Below are 18671 nucleotides of genomic sequence, written 5' to 3'. Positions count from 1 at the left end.
AAGAGGGCTAGTGTGAGCAAGGGGTCTCGCCCGCCCCACAAACTTAGACTTCTCTTTTCTCCAAGATGCTCATCGGGTGACGCCGTGGGCGCGGTCGATAACGCGCCGCTGCCGCTCGGAAATAATTTCCTGGCTGCTTTGCGTGCGAACCGTCTGCTGCAGGACCTGCAGCCGATCCCGCATGGCCTGAAATGCGCTGCGCTGCGCCGGCGCCACGCGATTGATGGCGTCCTTTTCGCCGCGCAGGATCGCATTAAGACCAAAGCGCTCGTCGAGCGCCCGACTGACCATGGCGAATTCCTGGACAACGCGCCGATCGATCGAACCTGCGGCGACGTCTTGCTGGGCGACATTCTGCTTCCTCGCCGCCACCAGTTGCCTGAGCGCGTCCTCCGCCGCTTGCGACAGGCCGGGAATGGCGACCGCCATGCGCCGGCGCTCTTCGGTGATGGCCTGGATTTCGCTATCGAAAGCGGAGGCATAGGAGGCGCCGAGCGAACGCACACGGCTCGCCGCTTCCGGCACGGCCTGGAGCGCTTGCTTGCGTTCCCGGCCGACGGCGAGCAGGCGATCCATCATCCGATCGGTTCCGCGCAGCGCGCCGTAGGCGGCGGGATCGTTGCTGACGGCCGCCGCGATCCGCTCGCCGGCAAAGCCTTTCACGACAAGCTCCTCGATCTTGCCGACCGCGCCGGCGGTATTACGCCAGATGCGCGTCGCCGTTTCGGCGAGCGCGGCGCGATGATGAAGATAATGCGGGGCTGCGAGCGCCCTGCCCCGCGCCTCCTCTTCCACCGGCGTCTTGAACTCCGTGACGGCGGCCAGAATCGGCAAGAGGGCAATCGCCTCCTTGCCCGGTGCGACGCTGGCGCCGGCGACAATCCTGGAGCGATCCTGCCGTTCGGCCACATGCTGCTCCTCGGCAAACCGCCGAACGACGGCGAAGAGCCGGGCGAGCTTCTCGCGGCGATCGGGAGTAAGATCTTCCGGCATACGCTCGACCATGTTGCGATCAGCAGCAGCATCCGCCTTCGCGGTGAAAGCGCTCCAGCCGAAGCGTGCCGTCAGCGCATCGTTGAGAACTTTGACCTCCTGGACTAGAAGGCGATCCTCGACGGCATAGGCGAAGGCCGCCTTGTAGGCGTCGTCCCCACCGCGCTCGCGGATCGCCTCGATTTCGACCAGACGCGCCATGGCCGGCTTCGAGAGTGCCGGGATCGACAAGGACATATGCGCGCGGCGCTGCTCCTCGCGGATGCCGAAGCGCTCCGCCTGCCGGCGGAACTCGGTGGCATGGGCGCGAGCGAGCGGCAACAATTCCGACAGGGCGGCCTTGGCTGCGTTCCGCTCATCGCGAGCAGCACGGCCATCGACGATCCGATCGGACCCCAGCAGGCGGCCGAGCTTCTCGGGCACGCTTGCCAGATGATCAGCAAGTCTGCGTGGCTCGATTGTCGCGTCTGATGCCAGCGCGGCCAGCGCCGAAAGGGCATGATCGGGATCGCGATAGATCTTCTCCAGCAGCGGCCGCAGGATGGCTTCCCGCTCCTTCCACCGTTCCGAGACAAGCTGCGCGCGGCGCGAATCTTCGTCGACGCTGCGGGCGAACGCGACGGTCGGCGCAATCAGATATTGTCCAGCCGACGGAACTTCTGCCGTGAGCGATTCGCTGCGTGCCTCGTTGTAGGAAACACTCCGTTCCCGCTCGATCGCGAAGCCCAGCGCGACGCTCGCACGCTCCCAAAGCTTTGCCACCTGCCCGCGCCGTTCCGCAATCCATGCCAGCCGCCGGGAAACTCGCTCCTCCATCCCGGCCACGACGCCGGCGAGCGTGTCGATGCCGCGTCGCCGCGCAAAATCCCGCGCATGCGCCCGGTAGCCTTCCTCGCTTTCGAAATCGAGCGTCGTCGTCTTGGCGCCGGACCGGCCAAGGCGCTCGACCAGTTGTCTGAAGAGGTCCGGCCGACGACTTTCCCGCTCGATCCTCTCCCGCCGTACGTCGGCGGCTTCGACCTGTTCCGCGGTCCAGACGTTGCGCTCGACCTCGCGTTCCTCGAAGCGCTTCTCGCCCGCCTTTTCATCGATGACGGGCACTTTCACCTTGACGGTTTCGACAACGTCCTTGCGGAGCGTGACGGTGTCACCGGTCGAGGCGCCAGCCTCGGCGAGCGCCTTCGGCAGGCTGACGCCCCAGACGCGATAGATGGCTCCGTCATCGACCCCCACATCGGCATAAGGGCTCTCCTTGGAGTCCTCAACCTGCGGTCGGAACTTCGCCTGACCGGTCTCGACCAGCTCGCCAGTGACGCCGGCGGCGTGATCGACACGCGCCTTTCCTCCCCATTCCTGCTTCGGCGCAAAATCTTCCCGCGCCGCGTAGAGGTCGGCGCGATCGCGATGGCGGGTCATCGACACATAGGTCAGATGCTGGTCCATCATGCCGGTGGCCAGCACGAAGGTCCGGCCGACGGTCGCGCCTTGGGACTTGTGGATGGTCGTGGCATAGCCGTGATCGATGTTGCGATAGCTATGCTGGCTGATGACGAGGTCGCGGCCGTTGTCGAGACGGACGGTCAACAGCGTATCGCCGCGCTTGTCGCCGGTGGAAACGACTGTGCCGAGCATGCCGTTTTTCACATATTGCGGCCCAAGCCGTTTTGCCCTGGGTTCGAGGAAACGGGCATTTTCCAGGAAGAGGATCCGATCGCCCGTGGCGAATTCACGAAGCCCGCGCGCCGTCTGGAATTCGCGCGCCTCCGTCAGGGCGCCCTCCTCCATCATCACCTTGCGCAGGGATTCGTTGAGACGTCTTACATCCTCGTTGGTGTGCGCCAATACAAGCAGTTCGTCGCCACGAAGACGGGGCGCATCCTCGCCATCGGCAGATTTCTGAAGCAGGTCGCGGCGCGCGTCGATCCAATCGGCGACGATACGCTCGACGAGGTCGGCACGGGTTTCGGCCTCGACCAGGCGGCCCTGCTGTGCATAGGCATCAAGGCCCTCTTCGACCTTGCCACGGGCGAAGAGACGCGAGGCCTCGCGCGCCCATTGTTCGCGCTGGCGGCGCACGCCGGCAAGTTCGGCGAAACCGATCCGCTCGCTGATCGCCCGGAACGCTGCGCCTGCCTGGATCGGCTGAAGCTGCATGGCGTCACCGACCAAAATGGCCTTCGCACCGGCGTCCTCAACGGCCTTGAGCACGCGCGCCATCTGCTGCGAGGAGATCATGCCGGCCTCGTCGATGACAAGCACATCGCCGCGTTTGAGCTGTCCATGCCCACTAGCCCATGCCAGTTCCCAGGATGCCAGCGTGCGCGACCTGATGCCGGAACTGTCCTCCAGTGCCTCCGCCGCCTTGCCGGCAAGGGCTGCACCGATCACCCGGCGTCCCTCCCCTTCCCAGGCGACCCGCGCCGCCGCGAGAAGCGTCGACTTGCCCGCGCCGGCAAGACCTACGACGGCTCCGATGGCGTTGTCGCGGGTCACATGGCGAACGGCATCGACTTGCTCGGGATCGAGGCGAAACGGTTTCTGCGAATCCTGTGTTTCGACCTTTTCGATCGCTGCCGCGACAGCAAGATCAGGGACAGCGAAGCCCCGCCGTTCGGACAAAACCTGCGCCGACTGCGCCATGTCATATTCGATGCGCAGGATATCTCTTGTGGTGAAGACGGCCGGTTCGGAAACCTTGCCGGTCTCGCTATCGACCTGCTGCGGCTTAAGCAGCACCAGATCGTCCGAGGCCATCAGCCGGGCACGGATATTGGCGAAATCCGCCGGATCGTCGACGTAGCGATGCAGCGCCTTGGCGATATCCCTCTCATCAAAGGTGGAGCGTTCATTGGCGAGCTGCTTCAAAAGAAGCTCAGGATCGGCAAGCAGCCGGTCGGCCATTTCTTGCCGGCGTGCCAGATCGGCCGGCGCGAAATACATCTCGATGCCCCTGCGGGCGAGCGCCGCCTTCTCCGGGCCAAGGTGTTTCTGCGCAATGCCGTCGAGACCCTGCTCGGCATAGGAGCGTCCGTCGAGGCGGATCTCGTGGCCGGCAATCGCCAGATGCCGGCTGGCGGTTTCGGCCCAGGCGATCTTCCACGCCTTCATGGTCTCCTTGTCGCCGGCCCAGAGCTTGTAGACGATCTTGCCGTTCGGCCGGCCGGGCGTGACGACGCGCAGCGGCTCGCCTTCTTCGCCGAGCACCGGCACCTTCTTCGGCCCGAAGCCCTCGGCCGTTATCGGCCGCAAGGCGGTCATCAGGTGGATGTGCGGATTGCCGTCCTTGTCGTGAAACACCCAGTCGGCGACCATGCCCTTGGCCGTAAAATTGTCCCGGACAAACTCGCGCACCAAGGCGATGTTTTCGGCCCGGGTCAATTCCTCCGGCAAGGCGATGATCAGTTCGCGGGCAAGCTGCGCGTCCGCTCGGGTCTCGAAGGCATCGACCGCATTCCAGAACGCTTCGCTGGCGGCCGCAACGGTCTTCCCGTCTATGGCGGTCTTCAGCCAGGCGGGAATGTCGTCCGGCAGCGCCAGCTCTTCATGCACCAGCTCGGACGCGCCGCCGCGATAGCTGAAGGACGTGCCTGCCTGTTCGTCCATCATCCGGGCGCGATGGCGATAGGCGGCGGCCGAGACGATGCTGCGTCCCGCTCCCCTGCCGATCACCTGCGCTCTGACGAACATGATCGCCACTGTCGTCTCCAGACCTTCCGGGCACGTCGCGCCAGCGACGTATATTGCGCCCTCAAACCAATCGAACCGCAGGGTCGATGCCGCTTTTCCAGAAGGCGGCCGATCGCCGGATTCCGGCTGCGACGTTTTCGGGATGAGGCAAACTTGCCTATCTTACTATCAGTTTCTAGATAGTATAGTCACCGTCGTTCAGATTGCTCGAACCGACAAGGACACCGGCATGGCTGCAAAATCATCGATTTCCGACATCGACGCCCAGATCGAGAAACTGCGCGAGCGCAGGCGAACAGTGATCGCCAAATCCGCCGAGCGCTTTGCGCGTGCCGCGACAAAATCGGGTCTGGCGGAAATGGAGATCTCCGACGAGGAGCTCGACGCGGTCTTCGAGGAGATCACTGCCCGATTTCGCAAAGCGGAGAAGAAAGGGGCTACCGGTCCAACTGCTTCGCCGCGTCGATCAGCAGTTAGCGGGTCTGGAACGGCGGCGGAGGTTTCTCATGACGGTTGACCGCAAGCGCGAGGCCCGCGAAAAATTCCTGCTCGGCGGCATCGTCGTCAGGGCGGGCCTGTCGAAGGCGGACCGGGCATTTCTGCTCGGAGGTCTTCTTGAGCTGGCAGGCGTCACGCCGGGTTCGGCCGAGCATCGACGGCTGCGCGATCTCGGCGAGGTTGCTTTCAAGGTTCCTGCACCTGATGCTGGTTTCCGGCTGAGCATGGAGACTCCGGCATGACCGTGGAGGCAAAACCGCATCCGAGCCTGTTGCTCGTCCTCGTGCCGATCGCCATCAGCGCTTTCGCCGTTTATGTGGTTGGGTGGCGCTGGCCGGAACTGGCAGCGGGCATGTCAGGCAAGACCGAGTATTGGTTCCTGCGGGCGTCGCCCGTGCCGGCGCTTTTGTTCGGGCCGCTTGCCGGCCTGTTGGCCGTTTGGGCGTTGCCATTGCACCGGCGCAGGCCGGTCGCGATGGCGAGCCTCGTCTGCTTTCTGATGGTGGCCGGCTTTTACGCGCTGCGCGAATTCGGCAGGCTGGCCCCGTCGGTAGAAGGCGGCGCGGTGTCGTGGGACCAGGCGCTGTCCTATCTCGACATGGTTGCCGTCATCGGCGCGATCGCCGGCTTCATGGCGGTGGCGGTTGCCGCACGCATTTCCACCGTCGTTCCCGAACCGGTGAAACGCGCCAGGCGCGGCACCTTCGGAGACGCGGACTGGCTGCCGATGCCAGCGGCGGCAAAACTGTTTCCGCCTGATGGCGAGATCGTCGTCGGCGAGCGCTACCGTGTCGACAAGGAAATCGTCCATGAGCTGCCGTTCGATCCGAACGACCCGGCGACATGGGGGCAAGGCGGCAAGGCGCCACTGCTCACCTACAAGCAGAATTTCGATTCCACCCATATGCTCTTCTTCGCCGGGTCGGGCGGCTACAAGACCACAAGCAATGTCGTGCCGACGGCGCTGCGCTACACCGGGCCGCTGATCTGCCTCGACCCCTCCACCGAGGTCGCGCCGATGGTGGCCGAGCACAGAACCCGCGCGCTCGGCCGCGAGGTGATGGTGCTCGATCCGACGAACCCGGTCATGGGCTTCAACGTGCTCGACGCGATTGGGACCTCGCGTCAGAAGGAAGAAGATATTGTCGGCGTCGCGCATATGCTGCTGTCGGAAAGCGTACGCTTCGAAAATTCAACCGGCTCCTACTTCCAGAACCAGGCGCATAATCTCCTGACCGGGTTTCTCGCCCATGTGATGCTGTCGCCCGACTATGCCGGCCGGCGCAATTTGCGCAGCCTGAGGCAGATCGTTTCCGAGCCGGAGCCCTCGGTGCTGGCAATGCTGCGCGACATCCAGGAGCATTCCGCGTCCGCCTTCATTCGCGAGACCCTCGGCGTCTTCACCAACATGACCGAGCAGACGTTCTCGGGCGTGTATTCAACCGCATCGAAGGATACGCAATGGTTGTCGCTTGACAGCTACGCGGCGCTTGTCTGCGGCAACGCGTTCCGGTCGAGCGACATCGTATCGGGCAAAAAGGACGTTTTCCTCAATATCCCGGCATCGATCCTGCGCTCCTATCCCGGCATTGGCCGTGTGATCATCGGCTCGCTGGTCAACGCCATGATCCAGGCCGACGGTGGCTTCAGGCGCCGGGCGCTGTTCATGCTCGATGAGGTCGATCTGCTCGGATACATGCGCGTGCTGGAGGAGGCCCGCGACCGTGGCCGCAAATACGGCATCAGCATGATGCTGATGTACCAGTCCGTCGGGCAGATGGAGCGGCATTTTGGCAAAGACGGCGCGACGTCGTGGATCGACGGATGCGCCTTCGCAAGCTACGCCGCGATCAAGGCGCTCGACACGGCGCGCAACGTCTCGGCGCAATGCGGGGAAATGACGGTCGAGGTGAAGGGGAGCTCGCGCAACATCGGCTGGGACGTGAAAAACGCCAGCTCGCGCAAATCCGAGAGTGTGAACTTCCAGCGTCGGCCGCTGATCATGCCGCACGAGATCACCCAATCCATGCGCAAGGACGAGCAGATCATCATCGTGCAGGGCCACAGTCCGATCCGCTGCGGCCGTGCGATCTATTTCCGGCGCAAGGAGATGAACGAGGCGGCCAAGGCCAATCGCTTCGTCAAGCCGTGAGCACCATCAAGGTCGCGGAAAACGTCAGCGCCAGTGGCGACGGCGATGGCGTTCGAACGGATCGGTCTCACCCGGTGGCGTGCACCAGTCGACAATTTCGCATAGCCCGTGGCAATGCCGACGACGCCGATCGCCATCAGGAGAATGGCCCAGAACGGGATCCCGTTCGCGGCTTCGGGTTTCACGAAGGCCGCGATCGAGAGCGGAACCATGACGAGCCCGGCAGGGACAAGCAGATTGACGACAGGGCGGAACATGCAGAGCGCAAGAAAGGACAGATGCCACGCGCAGTAAAATACGGTCACCACGCTTCCGACGACGATGGTGCCAAGCAGGCGGGCGAAAAGCCGTAGCAAGCAAAGACCCGGGTTTGTTCGTCCAACCCGAAGGTCCTTGCCGGCAGCAGGCTGAATTTCGCTCATCGTGCCACCTCGCTTGATCGCTTGCGCTGGTCCTGTCGGTTGGCCGACTGAGCCAAACTATCGAGAATGCGAGAGTCTAAATCGCAAGAGAGATCAAAGCAAGAACAGGTCGCACGTGGGATCTGCCAGGACTCGGGGGCGCGGGAGCCCTTATAGCGAAGCGAAGCGGCCGGTCGACGCCGGCCCGCGCTCGCCAGCGAAAGGGATCGTAACCGGAGGCGGAGACCGCGCAGCGGGCTCCGTGAGCGACGCGAAGCCGAGCGAATAGAGCCCGGCCGCCGGAGGCGGTTCGCCGAAACCGGCTTTGAGAGGACGGGCAATCCATCACGAAAACGAATCGCTGCGCGACAAACGATTCATAAGTGTCGTTGGACGGGCATTTGCCGATCAGCGATTCTTGTCCCATGCTCGCTCAGCCCTATCGGCTTTATGTCGAACGCACGGACGCCGCTCGAAACATGGCGCGCTTCTATGCGCTTGCCATCGAAACGACCTTGTTCGGCACTCCCTGCCTGACACGCCGTTGGGGGCGCATCGGCTGCGGCGGACAGTCGATGGTTCATCACTTCGACCGGGAGGAAGAGGCCGTGTCGATGTTTCTCGAGCTGCTGCGGGCAAAGAGGGCGCGTGGATACAAGACCAGACCGTCCGCGCCTGATGGGCGCAGGAGAGCGATGCCTGGCGAAGCGAAGCTTCTGGTTTGCCACCCCGGTCGATCCGGGGGTGGCAAACCGGGCGTTCAGGCAAAAGCCTCCCTCAGTGGGGAGGCTCGGCCTCGATCCCGGCGTCCTGTGCGGTGATCGCCGCCTCCAGTTCCGCTTGGGCCTGCGCCAGTTCCGCCTCCATCCAGCGACGCTCGTCGCGGTAGACGGCATTGCGCAGCTCGGCCCGCAGTTCCTCGATGTGCTGTTCGATGGAAATCGTCATGGTCGTCATCTCCTTTGTTGATGTGAAAGATGACGCGCGCGGGCCGTGAGGATCGGGTCGGGTCAAGGATCGCGTAGCGACCGCCGGAGGCGGCGAGCGGGGGAGCCGAAATTCGTAGAATTTTGGGGGGACCGCTCGTCCTTGACGCGGCACGAGTGCCTCATGGCAGACTTGGCGTTCTGAGCAGAAAGGTCCTCGCCCGTGTGGCAACGAGAAGGAGCGAAATCGGGCTCGATGCCCGCTTTCGCTCCAACGACCGCGGAACGACCCTGACATTGAGCGGCGAAACCGGCCCCGATTGCTCGGGGCCGGTTGCTTGCCGTTCAGTTCGGGTTGTTCCAGAGGATCACCTTCTTGCTCGGATCGCCGCCTGGGGCGGGAGCGAGGTTGCCGAAGATCACGCCGATCTCCGGGGCTTCCAGCTTCACCGAAAGGTATTCCTCGCCGGTCTGGCGGGCGATGCGGTTCCACCCCGCGCCGATCTCGAAGCCGGTCCGGCGGTGGATGACGCGGAAGTCGGGGGCTTCGTCGCTTGCCTTCTGGCCGTTCGGGACGATGGCGATCGGGGCGTTGACCCGGATAGTGGCGAAGACGCCTTCGAGAGAGCCGTCGGTCTTCTGCGTCAGGGTTGCGATCGTGGTGGCCATGGTTCTGTCTCCTTCGGTTGCTCGGGACCATTCCCGATGGCGCACGAAGAGACGGCCGATCTGCTGCGGTCAGCTCGGCCGAAAATTTTGCAAAATTCTATTTTCCGCCAGGACAAAGAAACCGAAATCGAATTTTGCAAAAATTTCGGGCGAGTCTTACCCCGTCAGGGGTTGGCCGCAAAAGCAGACGGTCGTCTATACGAGCGACATAACGGGAATGGTTCGGGGCAGCCGAAGGGAGCGAATACCCATTATGGCCGTCCGGTCCAGCGCTGCGGATATCGGTCGCGCGCTTCTGAACGCTCCATCACCATGTCGATCCACACCCTGCACTCGCCCGTTCCCGGCCGCTTTAAGCGCATGACGGCCCCTTCCGCATCATCCCCTTAAACGGTCCGCGAGGTCGGTCCGGACTGGAGCCGTATCGCCGCATTCAAGCCGCGCTGCAATATCTTGGTGGAGGTATCCATGCCGCCGTCGCAGGGGCGATCTTTGGGAGACCCCGCCCTGCCAACGTCCGGACACCCGACCGTCGGTGGAGTCAGGCACACCAATGGTCGGCGAGCTAGCGGTCTCGCGCTGTCGGGATCGGTTCGCAGGGCGCGTTTCCGCGCGGTCCCCTCGCAAGGGGATCGCCATGCCTTCGGTCGCGAATGCTGGCTTTGCAGGCTGCCTGGTGGCGGAATAGAGATCGGGTCGGCCGCACTGGATGCGCCCGGATCTCGCGTCTTGAAGCAAAGGCCGCAATGACGTATATACGTGATCGTATATACGTCGGAAGAATAGTCATGCCTCATCTCGCCCGAGTTTTTCAGACTGGCAATTCGCAAGCCGTTCGCCTGCCGAAGGAATTTCGTTTCAATGTGGAGCGCGTGGAAATCACGCAGGAAGGCGATGCGCTAATCCTTCGCCCGCATATCGAGACCGAGGAGGCATGGACATCGCTGAAGGCGGCGTTGGCCCGCGGAACAAGCCCCGATTTTATGGCGGATGGCCGGCAGCAGCCGGAAGAGCAGGATCGGCCGGAGCTTGACGCGGTATTTTCGTGATTTCCTATGTCCTCGACACGAACGCGGTCATCGCATTGATCGGGCGTAAATCGGATCAGCTGGTCAGGCGCGTTCTCGACAGCCCGCAAGGCAGCATTGGCCTGTCCTCGATCGTCGTTCATGAGCTTTACTTCGGTGCACACAAGAGCGCCAAGGTGCAGCATAATCTCGAAACCTTACGTCTGATGATCGCCGATTTTCCAATCCTCGATTTCGACCTGCATGACGCTTTCGTCGCTGGAGAAATCCGGGCGGCCCTTGCTGCGAAGGGAACACCCATCGGCCCGTACGACGCCTTGATCGCCGGTCAGGCCAAGGCCCGTGAACTCGCTGTCATCACCAACAATACTGGCGAGTTTGCACGGGTTGAGGGCCTGCGCGTGGAAGATTGGACGATGTGAGTGAACGGACATGCGCGCCAACGGGAAAACCAATACATGGCGCCAGGAAAACATCGGCACGCCCTCAACCGCGGAAACATGACGCGCGACCAAGATCGCCGTCATGCGCTTCGTTCGCTGCTGAAAGCTGAAGAAGAATTCCGACGCGGAGAGATGCTGCCCCTTACGGCTCTGGATGAGATCGATTCGGAACTGGATGGAGAACTGCGCTAGTCGCTCCTCGCGTTCTCATCCTGCCGGAGTCGAAAGCGCCAAGCCGATGCGTGTCGTCGAGCAGTTCAATACCGGGAAGGGCCATCTAGCCTTCCCAGGGTGCTATCCGTCGCAACCGTTCGGCCGCCTTCGGCGGCGGAGCGGCCGCCGGGGCGGAAATCGCCTGCATGAAGGCATCATAGGCGTCGGGCGAGAGGCGGGTGACGGTCTCGTTGAGGATCGCCACCTGCGCCTCGTGCAATGCGGCGCGGCGCATGAATTCGGTGCGCGACAAGCCGAGCAGTTCCGCGCCACGATCGATGATCGTCAGATCGTCGTCGCGGAATCGCATCGAGACGGATGTTTCCTTTCTCGGGGCTGTGGTGGCCATGTCGCGCTCCTGTGATGCGATTGTATTTTGCAATACTTCTCTCCATGGTCGCAGTTACGACTCACCGTCGTAACCTTCGCCGCATGCCAGCCGATCGATCTTCGCCGCGAACAGTTCTTTGTGTTTCTCCGGCATTTAGGCGGTTCGGCCGACACGACGTAGATCCCCCACGGAGCGCATCCGTTCGTAGCGTTCGATGCTCATCAGAGCGTACCGGAGCTTTTCATCCGAGATGAGAACAACCGGCTCGGCACTGGCGGCGTCCAGGACGTCGCCAGTGTGCCTGCCTGAATCGTCTATCGTGAATGTCCGCATAAGCGGCATGCTAGATGGATTCTCCGGAGGAGGAAAACGGCGCTCACGCGCCGTCTCCTCTAAGTTCCCAAACATTGATGCCGAAGCGGCGGGCCTTGTCGCGAAGGTTTTCGGTGATGCCGGATCCCGGAAAAATGACGACGCCTGCGGGCATCACGGAGAGCATCTCGTCGTTGCGGCGGAAGGGTGCGGCCTTGGCATGCTTCGTCCAGTTCGGCTTGAAGGCGATCTGCGTCACCTTGCGTGCTTCCGCCCAGCAGGCGGCGATGCGTTCGGCGCCTTTGGGCGATCCGCCATGCAGCAGGATCATGTCCGGGTGCTTCGCGTAGGCCTTGTCCAGCGCGGCCCAGATGCGCTCATGATCGTTGTAGTCCATGCCGCCGCCGAAGACGATCTTGGTGCCGGCAGGCAACAGCACCTCGGTTTCGGCGCGACGGCGGGCAGAGAGGAAATCTCTGGAGTCGATCATTGCCGCCGTCATGTTGGCGTGGCTCACCTTCGAGCCGGTGCGCGGCCGCCATGCCGATCCGGTCTGCGCCTCGAAGAGGTCGGCCGCATAATCGCGCATGAACTCGAAGGCGTTGCGGCGCTCGAGAAGCGTGATGCCTTCGGCGATGTGGCGCTCGAGCTCGACGCTCTTGACCTCCGAACCGTCCTGCTCGCGCTGGCCGGTGCGCTGCGCGTCTTGGTTGCGCTGAAGCTCGCGCTGGATGCGCTCGCCGGCGCGATGGAAGAGGTTGACCGTCGACCAGAGAAGGTCCTCGAGATCCGGCTCCAGCCGTGTATCGCCGAGCATTTCGAACATGGCGTCAAAGACTGCGGTCAGCGCCGACTGGACCATTGGCTCCTCAGGCAACGGGCGTGAATCCGGCTCGTCCTGGAAGGGGCGATGGCCGTGGATCTGCATCTCGTAGATGAAGCGGTCGGTCGGGGACGAGGCGTGGTTGGGCTCGAAGGCGTCGTCGAGGGGAAGGGTAAGGTTCATGCTGGGTCTCCGTCGGTTTGGGCCGCGCCTCTCGCGGCCTGACGGCGATCCCCTTCCATGCGGCGGGCGGGCCGGAACCGCGGCGCCCGCGCCGCGGCCCAGCGCAGCGCCGGGCGGGGACAAGAAGGTTTCTTGGGCCGCGAGGAATGCCGGGCCGCCTCCGGCCCGGCAGGGAAGAAACCTGACTGACCCGCTGAAGGCCTGAACGCCGGATGGTAAGGGTCGCCTCTCGGCAGGCCGGCGAGCGCGCGCCCACCGAACGGCGACCGGCAGAGAGCGACCTTCTCCCGCCACGCCGCGCCCTACCGTCGCCCAGCCTCATGGCCGTCTCACGCGGGCAGAAAGGCCTGAGCGTCTTCCGTGGCAAGCTGGCTTCGAAGGTGCGCGGTAAGCCGAGCCGGACCGAGCCGGCGCAGGTCCTCGTTGAAGTCGCCGAGTTCCGGGGCGAGCACGAGCGGCATGATCCCGAGCGCCCGCGCGCGGCGGCTCAATCCCTCGATGCCGTGCCGGCCGGCGGCATCGGCGTCGGCGGCGATGTAGAGGCGCACGCATCCTGCCGGGAGCCGGAAAGCGGCGAGGTGATTGGCGGTCAGCGCTGACACCATCGCCATGCCAGGCATCACGTGCGAGAGCGACAAGATGCTTTCGAGCCCCTCGCCGGCGGCCATGACCGGCACAGGGCCATGGAGGGGAAAGTGGAAGCGCACGGCGTTCCTAAGCAGCCCGCCGAGCGCGCGGCGCGGATCGTCGACCTTCGCTTTGCCCTCGCCCTGCGGGTCGAGCCATGTGCGGTGCACGCCGGTGATTGCGCCGGAGCGGTCGGTCACGGCTGCGATCAGCGCCGGATAGCGGCTCGTCCTGCCGGTCACGAGATCCCGGTAGTAGCAGGACGGGTGGAAGCGCAGCGCCGGATGCAAAGACGCCCGCAGGATGCCGCGCTGGCGCAGATAGGTGTCGGCCAAAGTGCCGGCAAGCGGCTGCGCCATGCGGAACAGCCGTCGCGCACGTTCGGCAGCCGGTCGTTCGACCGGCGGGGCATCGCCGGCCTCGTCCCCGCGATACGACGAACCGGGCTTAGGCTCATTCAGAAAACGTCGAGCCTCATCGGCAACGTCGCGGAAATCCACAAGTCCGCAGGTTTCGCGAACAAGGTCGAGCAGGTCGCCGAATTGCCCGGCCGCGGCATCTGTCCACCGGCCTTTGCGGGGACCAGCGAGATGCACATAGAGCGACCGGCCCTTGTTGTTGGCGACGTCGCCGACGATCCAGTAGTTGCCGCCCCGACGGCCGGCGGAGAGGTAATGGCGGCAGACCGCCTCGACGTCGCGCGCGAGACGATCCGCCAGTTGCGAGGCGGACAGCATAGCGGTCACGCACGGCCGGCAACGTCGACGATGCGGTGCCGCTCCATGAGACGCGACAGGATCACTGGTCCGTCATCCGTGGTCGGGACGAAGAACCTGACCTTCCAGGCGATCATTTCGGAGAACAGGCCTATTGCTCTCAGCCTATCGCGCATCCCGTCGCTGAAGCCTGTGAGTTCGACGCGATAGTCATTCATCACCCGCACACGCCGCAGCGTCATGTTGCCGGCCAGCCCAATGACCGCAGAGCCGCTGAGCAGCGATTGCCACACCTCGCCGGCGCTTATGACCTCGGTCCGATCAAGCCCGAAATTCTGGCACAGCCGGGCGAGACCTTCCGAGGAGATCAGACGGCCGACGATGCGTTCGCCCTTATCGGTCTCAAGCCGATAGACACGGCAAAAATCCTGCGGCAGCAATTTCCAGATCGGCAACAGCAGGCCGGAAACCATGTGCATGGTCGAGATGGCAAACTCTGGCAGACTGGCAACCTCGGTGTTCCAGGCGTCGGCAAAGACCTGCTCGTCCGCTTCCTGCCAGTTCGTTTCTTCAAGCTGACGCAGCTCGAAGCGGATTTCGACCGTCGGCCGGATGAGCGTGACGCGCGGCTGGACCGAGCCGTCGTCGAGCATGACCGAGCGTGTCGGAACCTGCACGGCCGAGCGGCCGGACTTGCCGTTGACCATGAGCTTGGCCTGGCAATCACAAGCGGCAAGTTGCAAGGCATCGGAGAGCAGCATCGGCCTGTTGCGATCCATGCGTTCGATCGTCAGCAGATGCGACTGCGCGCCGGTGACCGGGTGGGTGTAGACCAGCTTGCGCTCCTTCACCGTCATGCGGTCCGCTACAAGCGTCTCCAGGCCCTTGTCATAGACACCCGCCGCGATCGCCCCCTCGATGCGGGCGGCCAGCAGTTGCTCGAAGGCGTCGAACAACAGGTTTTGCATGGCAATGGTCAGCGCCAGCATGCGGTTGAGGAAGGTATGGATCGGCGGCAGCTCGTCCTTGAGCCCGCCCTCCTCCGCGGTCAGCGACAGGCCGGTAATCGTCTCGAATTTATCCAGCGAGCAGCCTGCGATGTCGCCGCAATGGATGAGCTTGTAAAATTGTCGCAGCGCATCGCGGGCATATTGGGATTCGAGATTGTCCTCAGAGCGGAACATCCCCTGTCCGCCGGTCTGGCGTTGCCCGCGCGTGATTGCGCCCAGCGTGTCGAGACGCCGGGCGATGGTCGACAGGAAGCGGCGCTCCGCCTTGACGTTCGTGGCGACCATGCGGAAGCGCGGCGGCTGCGCCTGGTTGGTGCGATGGCTGCGCCCAAGTCCCTGGATCGCTATGTCGGCCCGCCAGCCGGCTTCGAGGAGATTGTGCAGACGCAGGCGCTGGTTCTTCGCGCCGAGATCCGCATGATAAGACCGTCCGGTGCCGCCAGCTTCGGAGAAGATCAGGATCGGCTTCTCGTCGTCCATGAAAGCACGCGTTTCGTCCAGATTGGCGCTGCCCGGTCGGCTTTCGACGGCGAAGCGGTCGATCGTGCCGCCATCGTCGCGGCGCACGATGCGGCGCGTTCGCCCAGTGATCTCGGCAACGCGATCCGTGCCGAACCTCTGGACGACCTGGTCGAGCGCGGTCGGGATCGCGGGCAGGCTGCCGAGCCGCTCGAGCAATGCGTCACGGCGTGCGACCGCTTCACGGCACAGAACCGGATTACCGTCGGCATCATAGACCGGCCGCGACAGGAGATTACCTTCGGCGTCGGAATATTCCTCGAAGAGCTGGATCGGAAAGGAGTGGTGCAAGAATTCCGCAACGATCTCGCGTGGCGTGATGTCGACCTGGATATCGCCCCGCTCCTCGGTCGGGATCTCCGCCAGCCGGCGTTCGGTGAGAGACTGTCCGGTGGAGATGATCTGGACGATTGCCGCATGCCTCTCCTGCACATCCTTGTCGATCGCGCCGATCAGCGCCGGCGTCTTCATCGAGGTCAGCAGGTGATTGAAGAAGCGCTGCTTCGAACTTTCGAAGGCAGAGCGGGCGGCTGCCTTGGCATTTTTGTTGAGCGTGCCATTGCCGGTCGCACTGGTGATGCCGGTGGCTTCGAGCGCCGCGTTGAGATTGTTATGGATGACCTGATAGGCCTCGGCATAGGAATCGTAGATGCGGACCTGCTCCTCGGTCAGTTCGTGCTCAATGATTTCGTACTCGACACCCTCGAATGACAAGGACCGCGAGGCGTAGAGACCCATAGCCTTGAGGTCGCGCGCCAGCACTTCCATCGTCGCGACGCCGCCGTCCTCGATCGCCGCGACAAACTCGGATCGGGTCGAGAACGGGAAGTCGGTGCTGCCCCACAGGCCGAGGCGTTCGGCATAGGCGAGGGATTCGACGTCGGACGCGCGGGTCGCCGAGACATAGACGACGCGGGCATCGGGCAGCGCACGTTGCAGGCGCAGGCCGGCGCGGCCTTGTTGCGAGGCGGTCTTCTCGCCGCGCTCGGACTTGCCGCCGGCGGCATTGGCCATGGCGTGGCCTTCATCGAAGATGACGACGCCATCGAAAGTCATTGCGTTCCCCGCCTCTTGACCGAGCCAATCGACGATCTGCTGGACACGCGAGCGTTTGCCTTCGCGCTCATCGGTACGCAGTGTGGCAAAGGTGACGAAGAGGATCCCTTCTTCGAGGTTGATCGGCTTGCCCTGCCGGAAGCGCGACAGGGGCGTGACCAGCAGCTTCTCCTGTCCCAGTGCGGCCCAATCGCGCTGGGCGTCCTCGATTAGGGTCTCTGACTTTGAAATCCACAGATGGCGGCGGCGGCCCTTGAGCCAGTTGTCCAGAATTATCCCGGCAGCCTGGCGGCCTTTGCCGGCGCCCGTGCCATCACCGAGAAACCAGCCGCGACGAAAACGGACAGCGCCCTCGGTCTCAGGCGTAACGGCTTTCAGATTGTCGAAGGTCGCATCGACGGACCAGTGGCCAGCGAGATAGCCGCCGTGCGCTTCGCCGGCATAGATCACGCTTTCAAGCTGGGCATCGGAAAGATCGCCGCTGCTCACGACACGCTTCGGAAGATGCGGACGATAGGTCGGCTTGGGCGGCGCGACCGATGCCATGGCGACAGATTCGACCAGCTTGTCCGGGTGTGGCTTGGCGCCGGGAATGTGGATCGCCTGCAGCCGGTACGGTTCGTAGATGCCGTCGGCGACATCGACACGCGCTTTCGGCGCCGCGTCGCGCAGTTCGTACGAGAGTTCGATGACTTCGTCGTTGAAATGAGCGGGCGGCAGAGACACGGGTCGCGGTGCGCGGACGGCGGGCGAAGGGCGCGTTGCGGAAGCGGATTCTGCCGCAGGACGCACGGTGCCGGCGGCCTTGCGGCCGGCCATCTTCGTCACGCAGGCGCGCAGGACGCCGTTCGATAGCGCGCCGATGGAGTTCGGCGCGGTCGCGGGCGAGCGGGGCGGAAGATCCGAGATCCATGAAAGCAGTATCTCCAGATCGGAAGCGACGCCGTGAGAGGAGACCAACTTCGCAGGATTGGGAGCGGCGATCTTATCGATCACCGTCAGCCGCGTTTCCATCGTCGTGCCATGTCGGGCATAGACAGAGCCATCGATCGCGGCGCTGAACAGGACCGTGCCGCGCTCCTGCAGGCGGACGAAGGCGTCGCGCCATTTGAGATTGTCGGGGGAAAGGCTGGAGCCGGTGATCGACACCAGCCGACCGCCGAGGGCGAGCCGGGCGAAGGCGGAGGCGAGATGACGCCATGCGGCATCGCCCATGCGGCCTTCGACGTGAAGGCCGGCGGAAAACGGCGGGTTCATCAAGACGACGGTCGGACGGACCGAGCGGTCGAGATAGTCATCGATGTGGGCGGCATCATGCTGCGACACCATCGATCCCGGGAAGAGCTGCTCGAGAAGCGTATAGCGAACCGGTGCATATTCGTTGAGGGAGAGGCGCGCCTGCGCGAGTTCGGCGAAGATCGCCATGAGGCCGGTTCCGGCGGACGGTTCGAGCACCGTGTCGTCGGCCATGACCCCGGCGGCGCGGGCCGCGACAAAGCCAAGCGGCATCGGCGTCGAAAATTGCTGGAGCTGTTGGCTTTCCTCGGAGCGCCGCGTGTGGGTCGGGACCAGGCCCGCAACCTTGGTCAGCATCGCAAGCGTGGTCTGCGCCGCGCGAGCGGAAATCGCCGCGCCGAACTTGCGCAGGAACAACACCTGCGCGACCTCGGTCGCCTCATAGGCATCCTTCCAGGCCCAGAAACCTTCGGCGTCCGAGCCGCCGAAGGCGTTCGTCAAGACGGTTCGGAGATCGGCTGCGCCGATGGCCTGGCCGCGCTCAAGAAACGGCAAAAAGCCATGGCCGGCGTGGAGGATCTTGCCCGCTCGACCTGCGCGATCGGCTGGCGCAAGAGAGGTGGCGGCCGCGTTCGCGGCACCGGATGTGATCATCTTCATGGGAAATCCTGCCGAGAGCGGGAAAAGAGCGGCCAGCCGGACGCTCTCCAAACCCGGCAGGCCGCCCCTTCCGGCCCCCCTCTCTCGGGAGATGAGGCGCCAGCGCCCGGCCTGGAGGTTTACTAGCTATTTTTCGATAGTAAAATGAGCACTGTCCCGTGTAGCTTCGACCGAGGCAAGGAGGGAAC

General features: G+C 63.9%; 15 protein-coding genes and 2 pseudogenes. 8 read left to right on the top strand and 9 right to left on the bottom strand.

Features of this window, described 5'->3' with window-relative positions; genetic code table 11:
- Nucleotides 1-69: 69 nt before the first annotated feature.
- On the bottom strand, nt 70-4689 hold the full coding sequence (gene traA, locus LB553_RS12720; protein ID WP_224513635.1) for a Ti-type conjugative transfer relaxase TraA: 4620 nt from the start codon (nt 4687-4689) through the stop codon (nt 70-72).
- Between the two features lie 220 nt (nt 4690-4909).
- On the opposite strand from traA, the gene LB553_RS12715 reads away from it, so the two are divergent.
- The 3 genes from LB553_RS12715 to traG are packed head-to-tail and all read left to right on the top strand — an operon-like array spanning nt 4910 to nt 7330.
- The gene (locus LB553_RS12715) at nt 4910-5197 is read left to right on the top strand and encodes a TraC family protein (protein ID WP_224513747.1); all 288 of its coding nucleotides are present in this window, start codon (nt 4910-4912) and stop codon (nt 5195-5197) included.
- Entirely contained in the window at nt 5187-5420 is a 234-nt protein-coding gene (locus LB553_RS12710; RefSeq protein ID WP_224513634.1) for a conjugal transfer protein TraD, read from the top strand. Before LB553_RS12715 ends, LB553_RS12710 begins: the two co-directional genes overlap by 11 nt.
- Nucleotides 5417-7330, top strand: a complete 1914-nt coding sequence (traG, locus tag LB553_RS12705; protein ID WP_224513633.1) for a Ti-type conjugative transfer system protein TraG — start codon at nt 5417-5419, stop codon at nt 7328-7330. The genes LB553_RS12710 and traG overlap by 4 nt, the downstream gene beginning before the upstream one ends.
- Here the strand turns inward: traG and LB553_RS12700 are convergent.
- Nucleotides 7270-7752, bottom strand: coding sequence for a hypothetical protein (locus tag LB553_RS12700; protein ID WP_224513632.1), 483 nt, complete (start codon nt 7750-7752; stop codon nt 7270-7272). The two genes, traG and LB553_RS12700, sit on opposite strands and share 61 nt — an antisense overlap.
- Nucleotides 7753-8156: 404 nt before the next feature.
- Between LB553_RS12700 and LB553_RS12695 the strand changes: the two are divergent.
- Nucleotides 8157-8414: pseudogene (locus LB553_RS12695) on the top strand (WGR domain-containing protein); the annotation flags it as partial.
- Between the two features lie 94 nt (nt 8415-8508).
- Here the strand turns inward: LB553_RS12695 and LB553_RS12690 are convergent.
- Nucleotides 8509-8679, bottom strand: a complete 171-nt coding sequence (locus LB553_RS12690; RefSeq protein WP_224513631.1) for a hypothetical protein — start codon at nt 8677-8679, stop codon at nt 8509-8511.
- A gap of 323 nt (nt 8680-9002) precedes the next feature.
- Complete coding sequence (locus LB553_RS12685) at nt 9003-9326, bottom strand: DUF736 domain-containing protein (RefSeq protein WP_224513630.1); 324 nt, start codon at nt 9324-9326, stop codon at nt 9003-9005.
- 36 nt (nt 9327-9362) lie between these two features.
- Between LB553_RS12685 and LB553_RS12680 the strand changes: the two genes are divergently transcribed.
- The 4 genes from LB553_RS12680 (at nt 9363) to LB553_RS12665 (ending at nt 10989) form a co-directional block, all read left to right on the top strand.
- Nucleotides 9363-9716: a hypothetical protein gene (locus LB553_RS12680; protein ID WP_224513629.1), complete on the top strand. Its 354-nt coding sequence runs from the start codon at nt 9363-9365 to the stop codon at nt 9714-9716.
- Between the two features lie 398 nt (nt 9717-10114).
- Complete coding sequence (locus LB553_RS12675) at nt 10115-10375, top strand: antitoxin (RefSeq protein ID WP_224513628.1); 261 nt, start codon at nt 10115-10117, stop codon at nt 10373-10375.
- Entirely contained in the window at nt 10372-10776 is a 405-nt protein-coding gene (locus LB553_RS12670) for a type II toxin-antitoxin system VapC family toxin (RefSeq protein WP_224513627.1), read from the top strand. Before LB553_RS12675 ends, LB553_RS12670 begins: the two co-directional genes overlap by 4 nt.
- Nucleotides 10777-10989: a CopG family transcriptional regulator gene (locus tag LB553_RS12665; RefSeq protein WP_224513626.1), complete on the top strand. Its 213-nt coding sequence runs from the start codon at nt 10777-10779 to the stop codon at nt 10987-10989.
- A gap of 85 nt (nt 10990-11074) precedes the next feature.
- Here the strand turns inward: LB553_RS12665 and LB553_RS12660 are convergent, their stop codons facing one another.
- The 5 genes and pseudogenes from LB553_RS12660 to LB553_RS12640 all read right to left on the bottom strand — a co-directional run bounded on the left by LB553_RS12660 (nt 11075) and on the right by LB553_RS12640 (nt 18483).
- Nucleotides 11075-11359 (bottom strand): DUF1778 domain-containing protein, encoded by a 285-nt coding sequence (locus tag LB553_RS12660; protein WP_224513624.1) that lies wholly within the window; start codon nt 11357-11359, stop codon nt 11075-11077.
- A gap of 54 nt (nt 11360-11413) precedes the next feature.
- Nucleotides 11414-11674: pseudogene (locus LB553_RS12655) on the bottom strand (type II toxin-antitoxin system prevent-host-death family antitoxin).
- A gap of 43 nt (nt 11675-11717) precedes the next feature.
- Nucleotides 11718-12659 (bottom strand): DUF2493 domain-containing protein, encoded by a 942-nt coding sequence (locus LB553_RS12650; protein ID WP_224513621.1) that lies wholly within the window; start codon nt 12657-12659, stop codon nt 11718-11720.
- A 329-nt stretch (nt 12660-12988) separates the two neighbouring features.
- Nucleotides 12989-14023, bottom strand: coding sequence for a toprim domain-containing protein (locus LB553_RS12645; protein ID WP_224513745.1), 1035 nt, complete (start codon nt 14021-14023; stop codon nt 12989-12991).
- A gap of 5 nt (nt 14024-14028) precedes the next feature.
- Complete coding sequence (locus tag LB553_RS12640; RefSeq protein ID WP_224513619.1) at nt 14029-18483, bottom strand: strawberry notch family protein; 4455 nt, start codon at nt 18481-18483, stop codon at nt 14029-14031.
- Between the last annotated feature and the right edge of the window lie 188 nt (nt 18484-18671).

The sequence above is a fragment of the Mesorhizobium sp. CA8 genome (assembly GCF_020164955.1).
In the GTDB taxonomy this organism is placed as follows: Bacteria; Pseudomonadota; Alphaproteobacteria; order Rhizobiales; family Rhizobiaceae; genus Mesorhizobium.
This window is presented reverse-complemented; position numbering and strand designations above follow the sequence as displayed.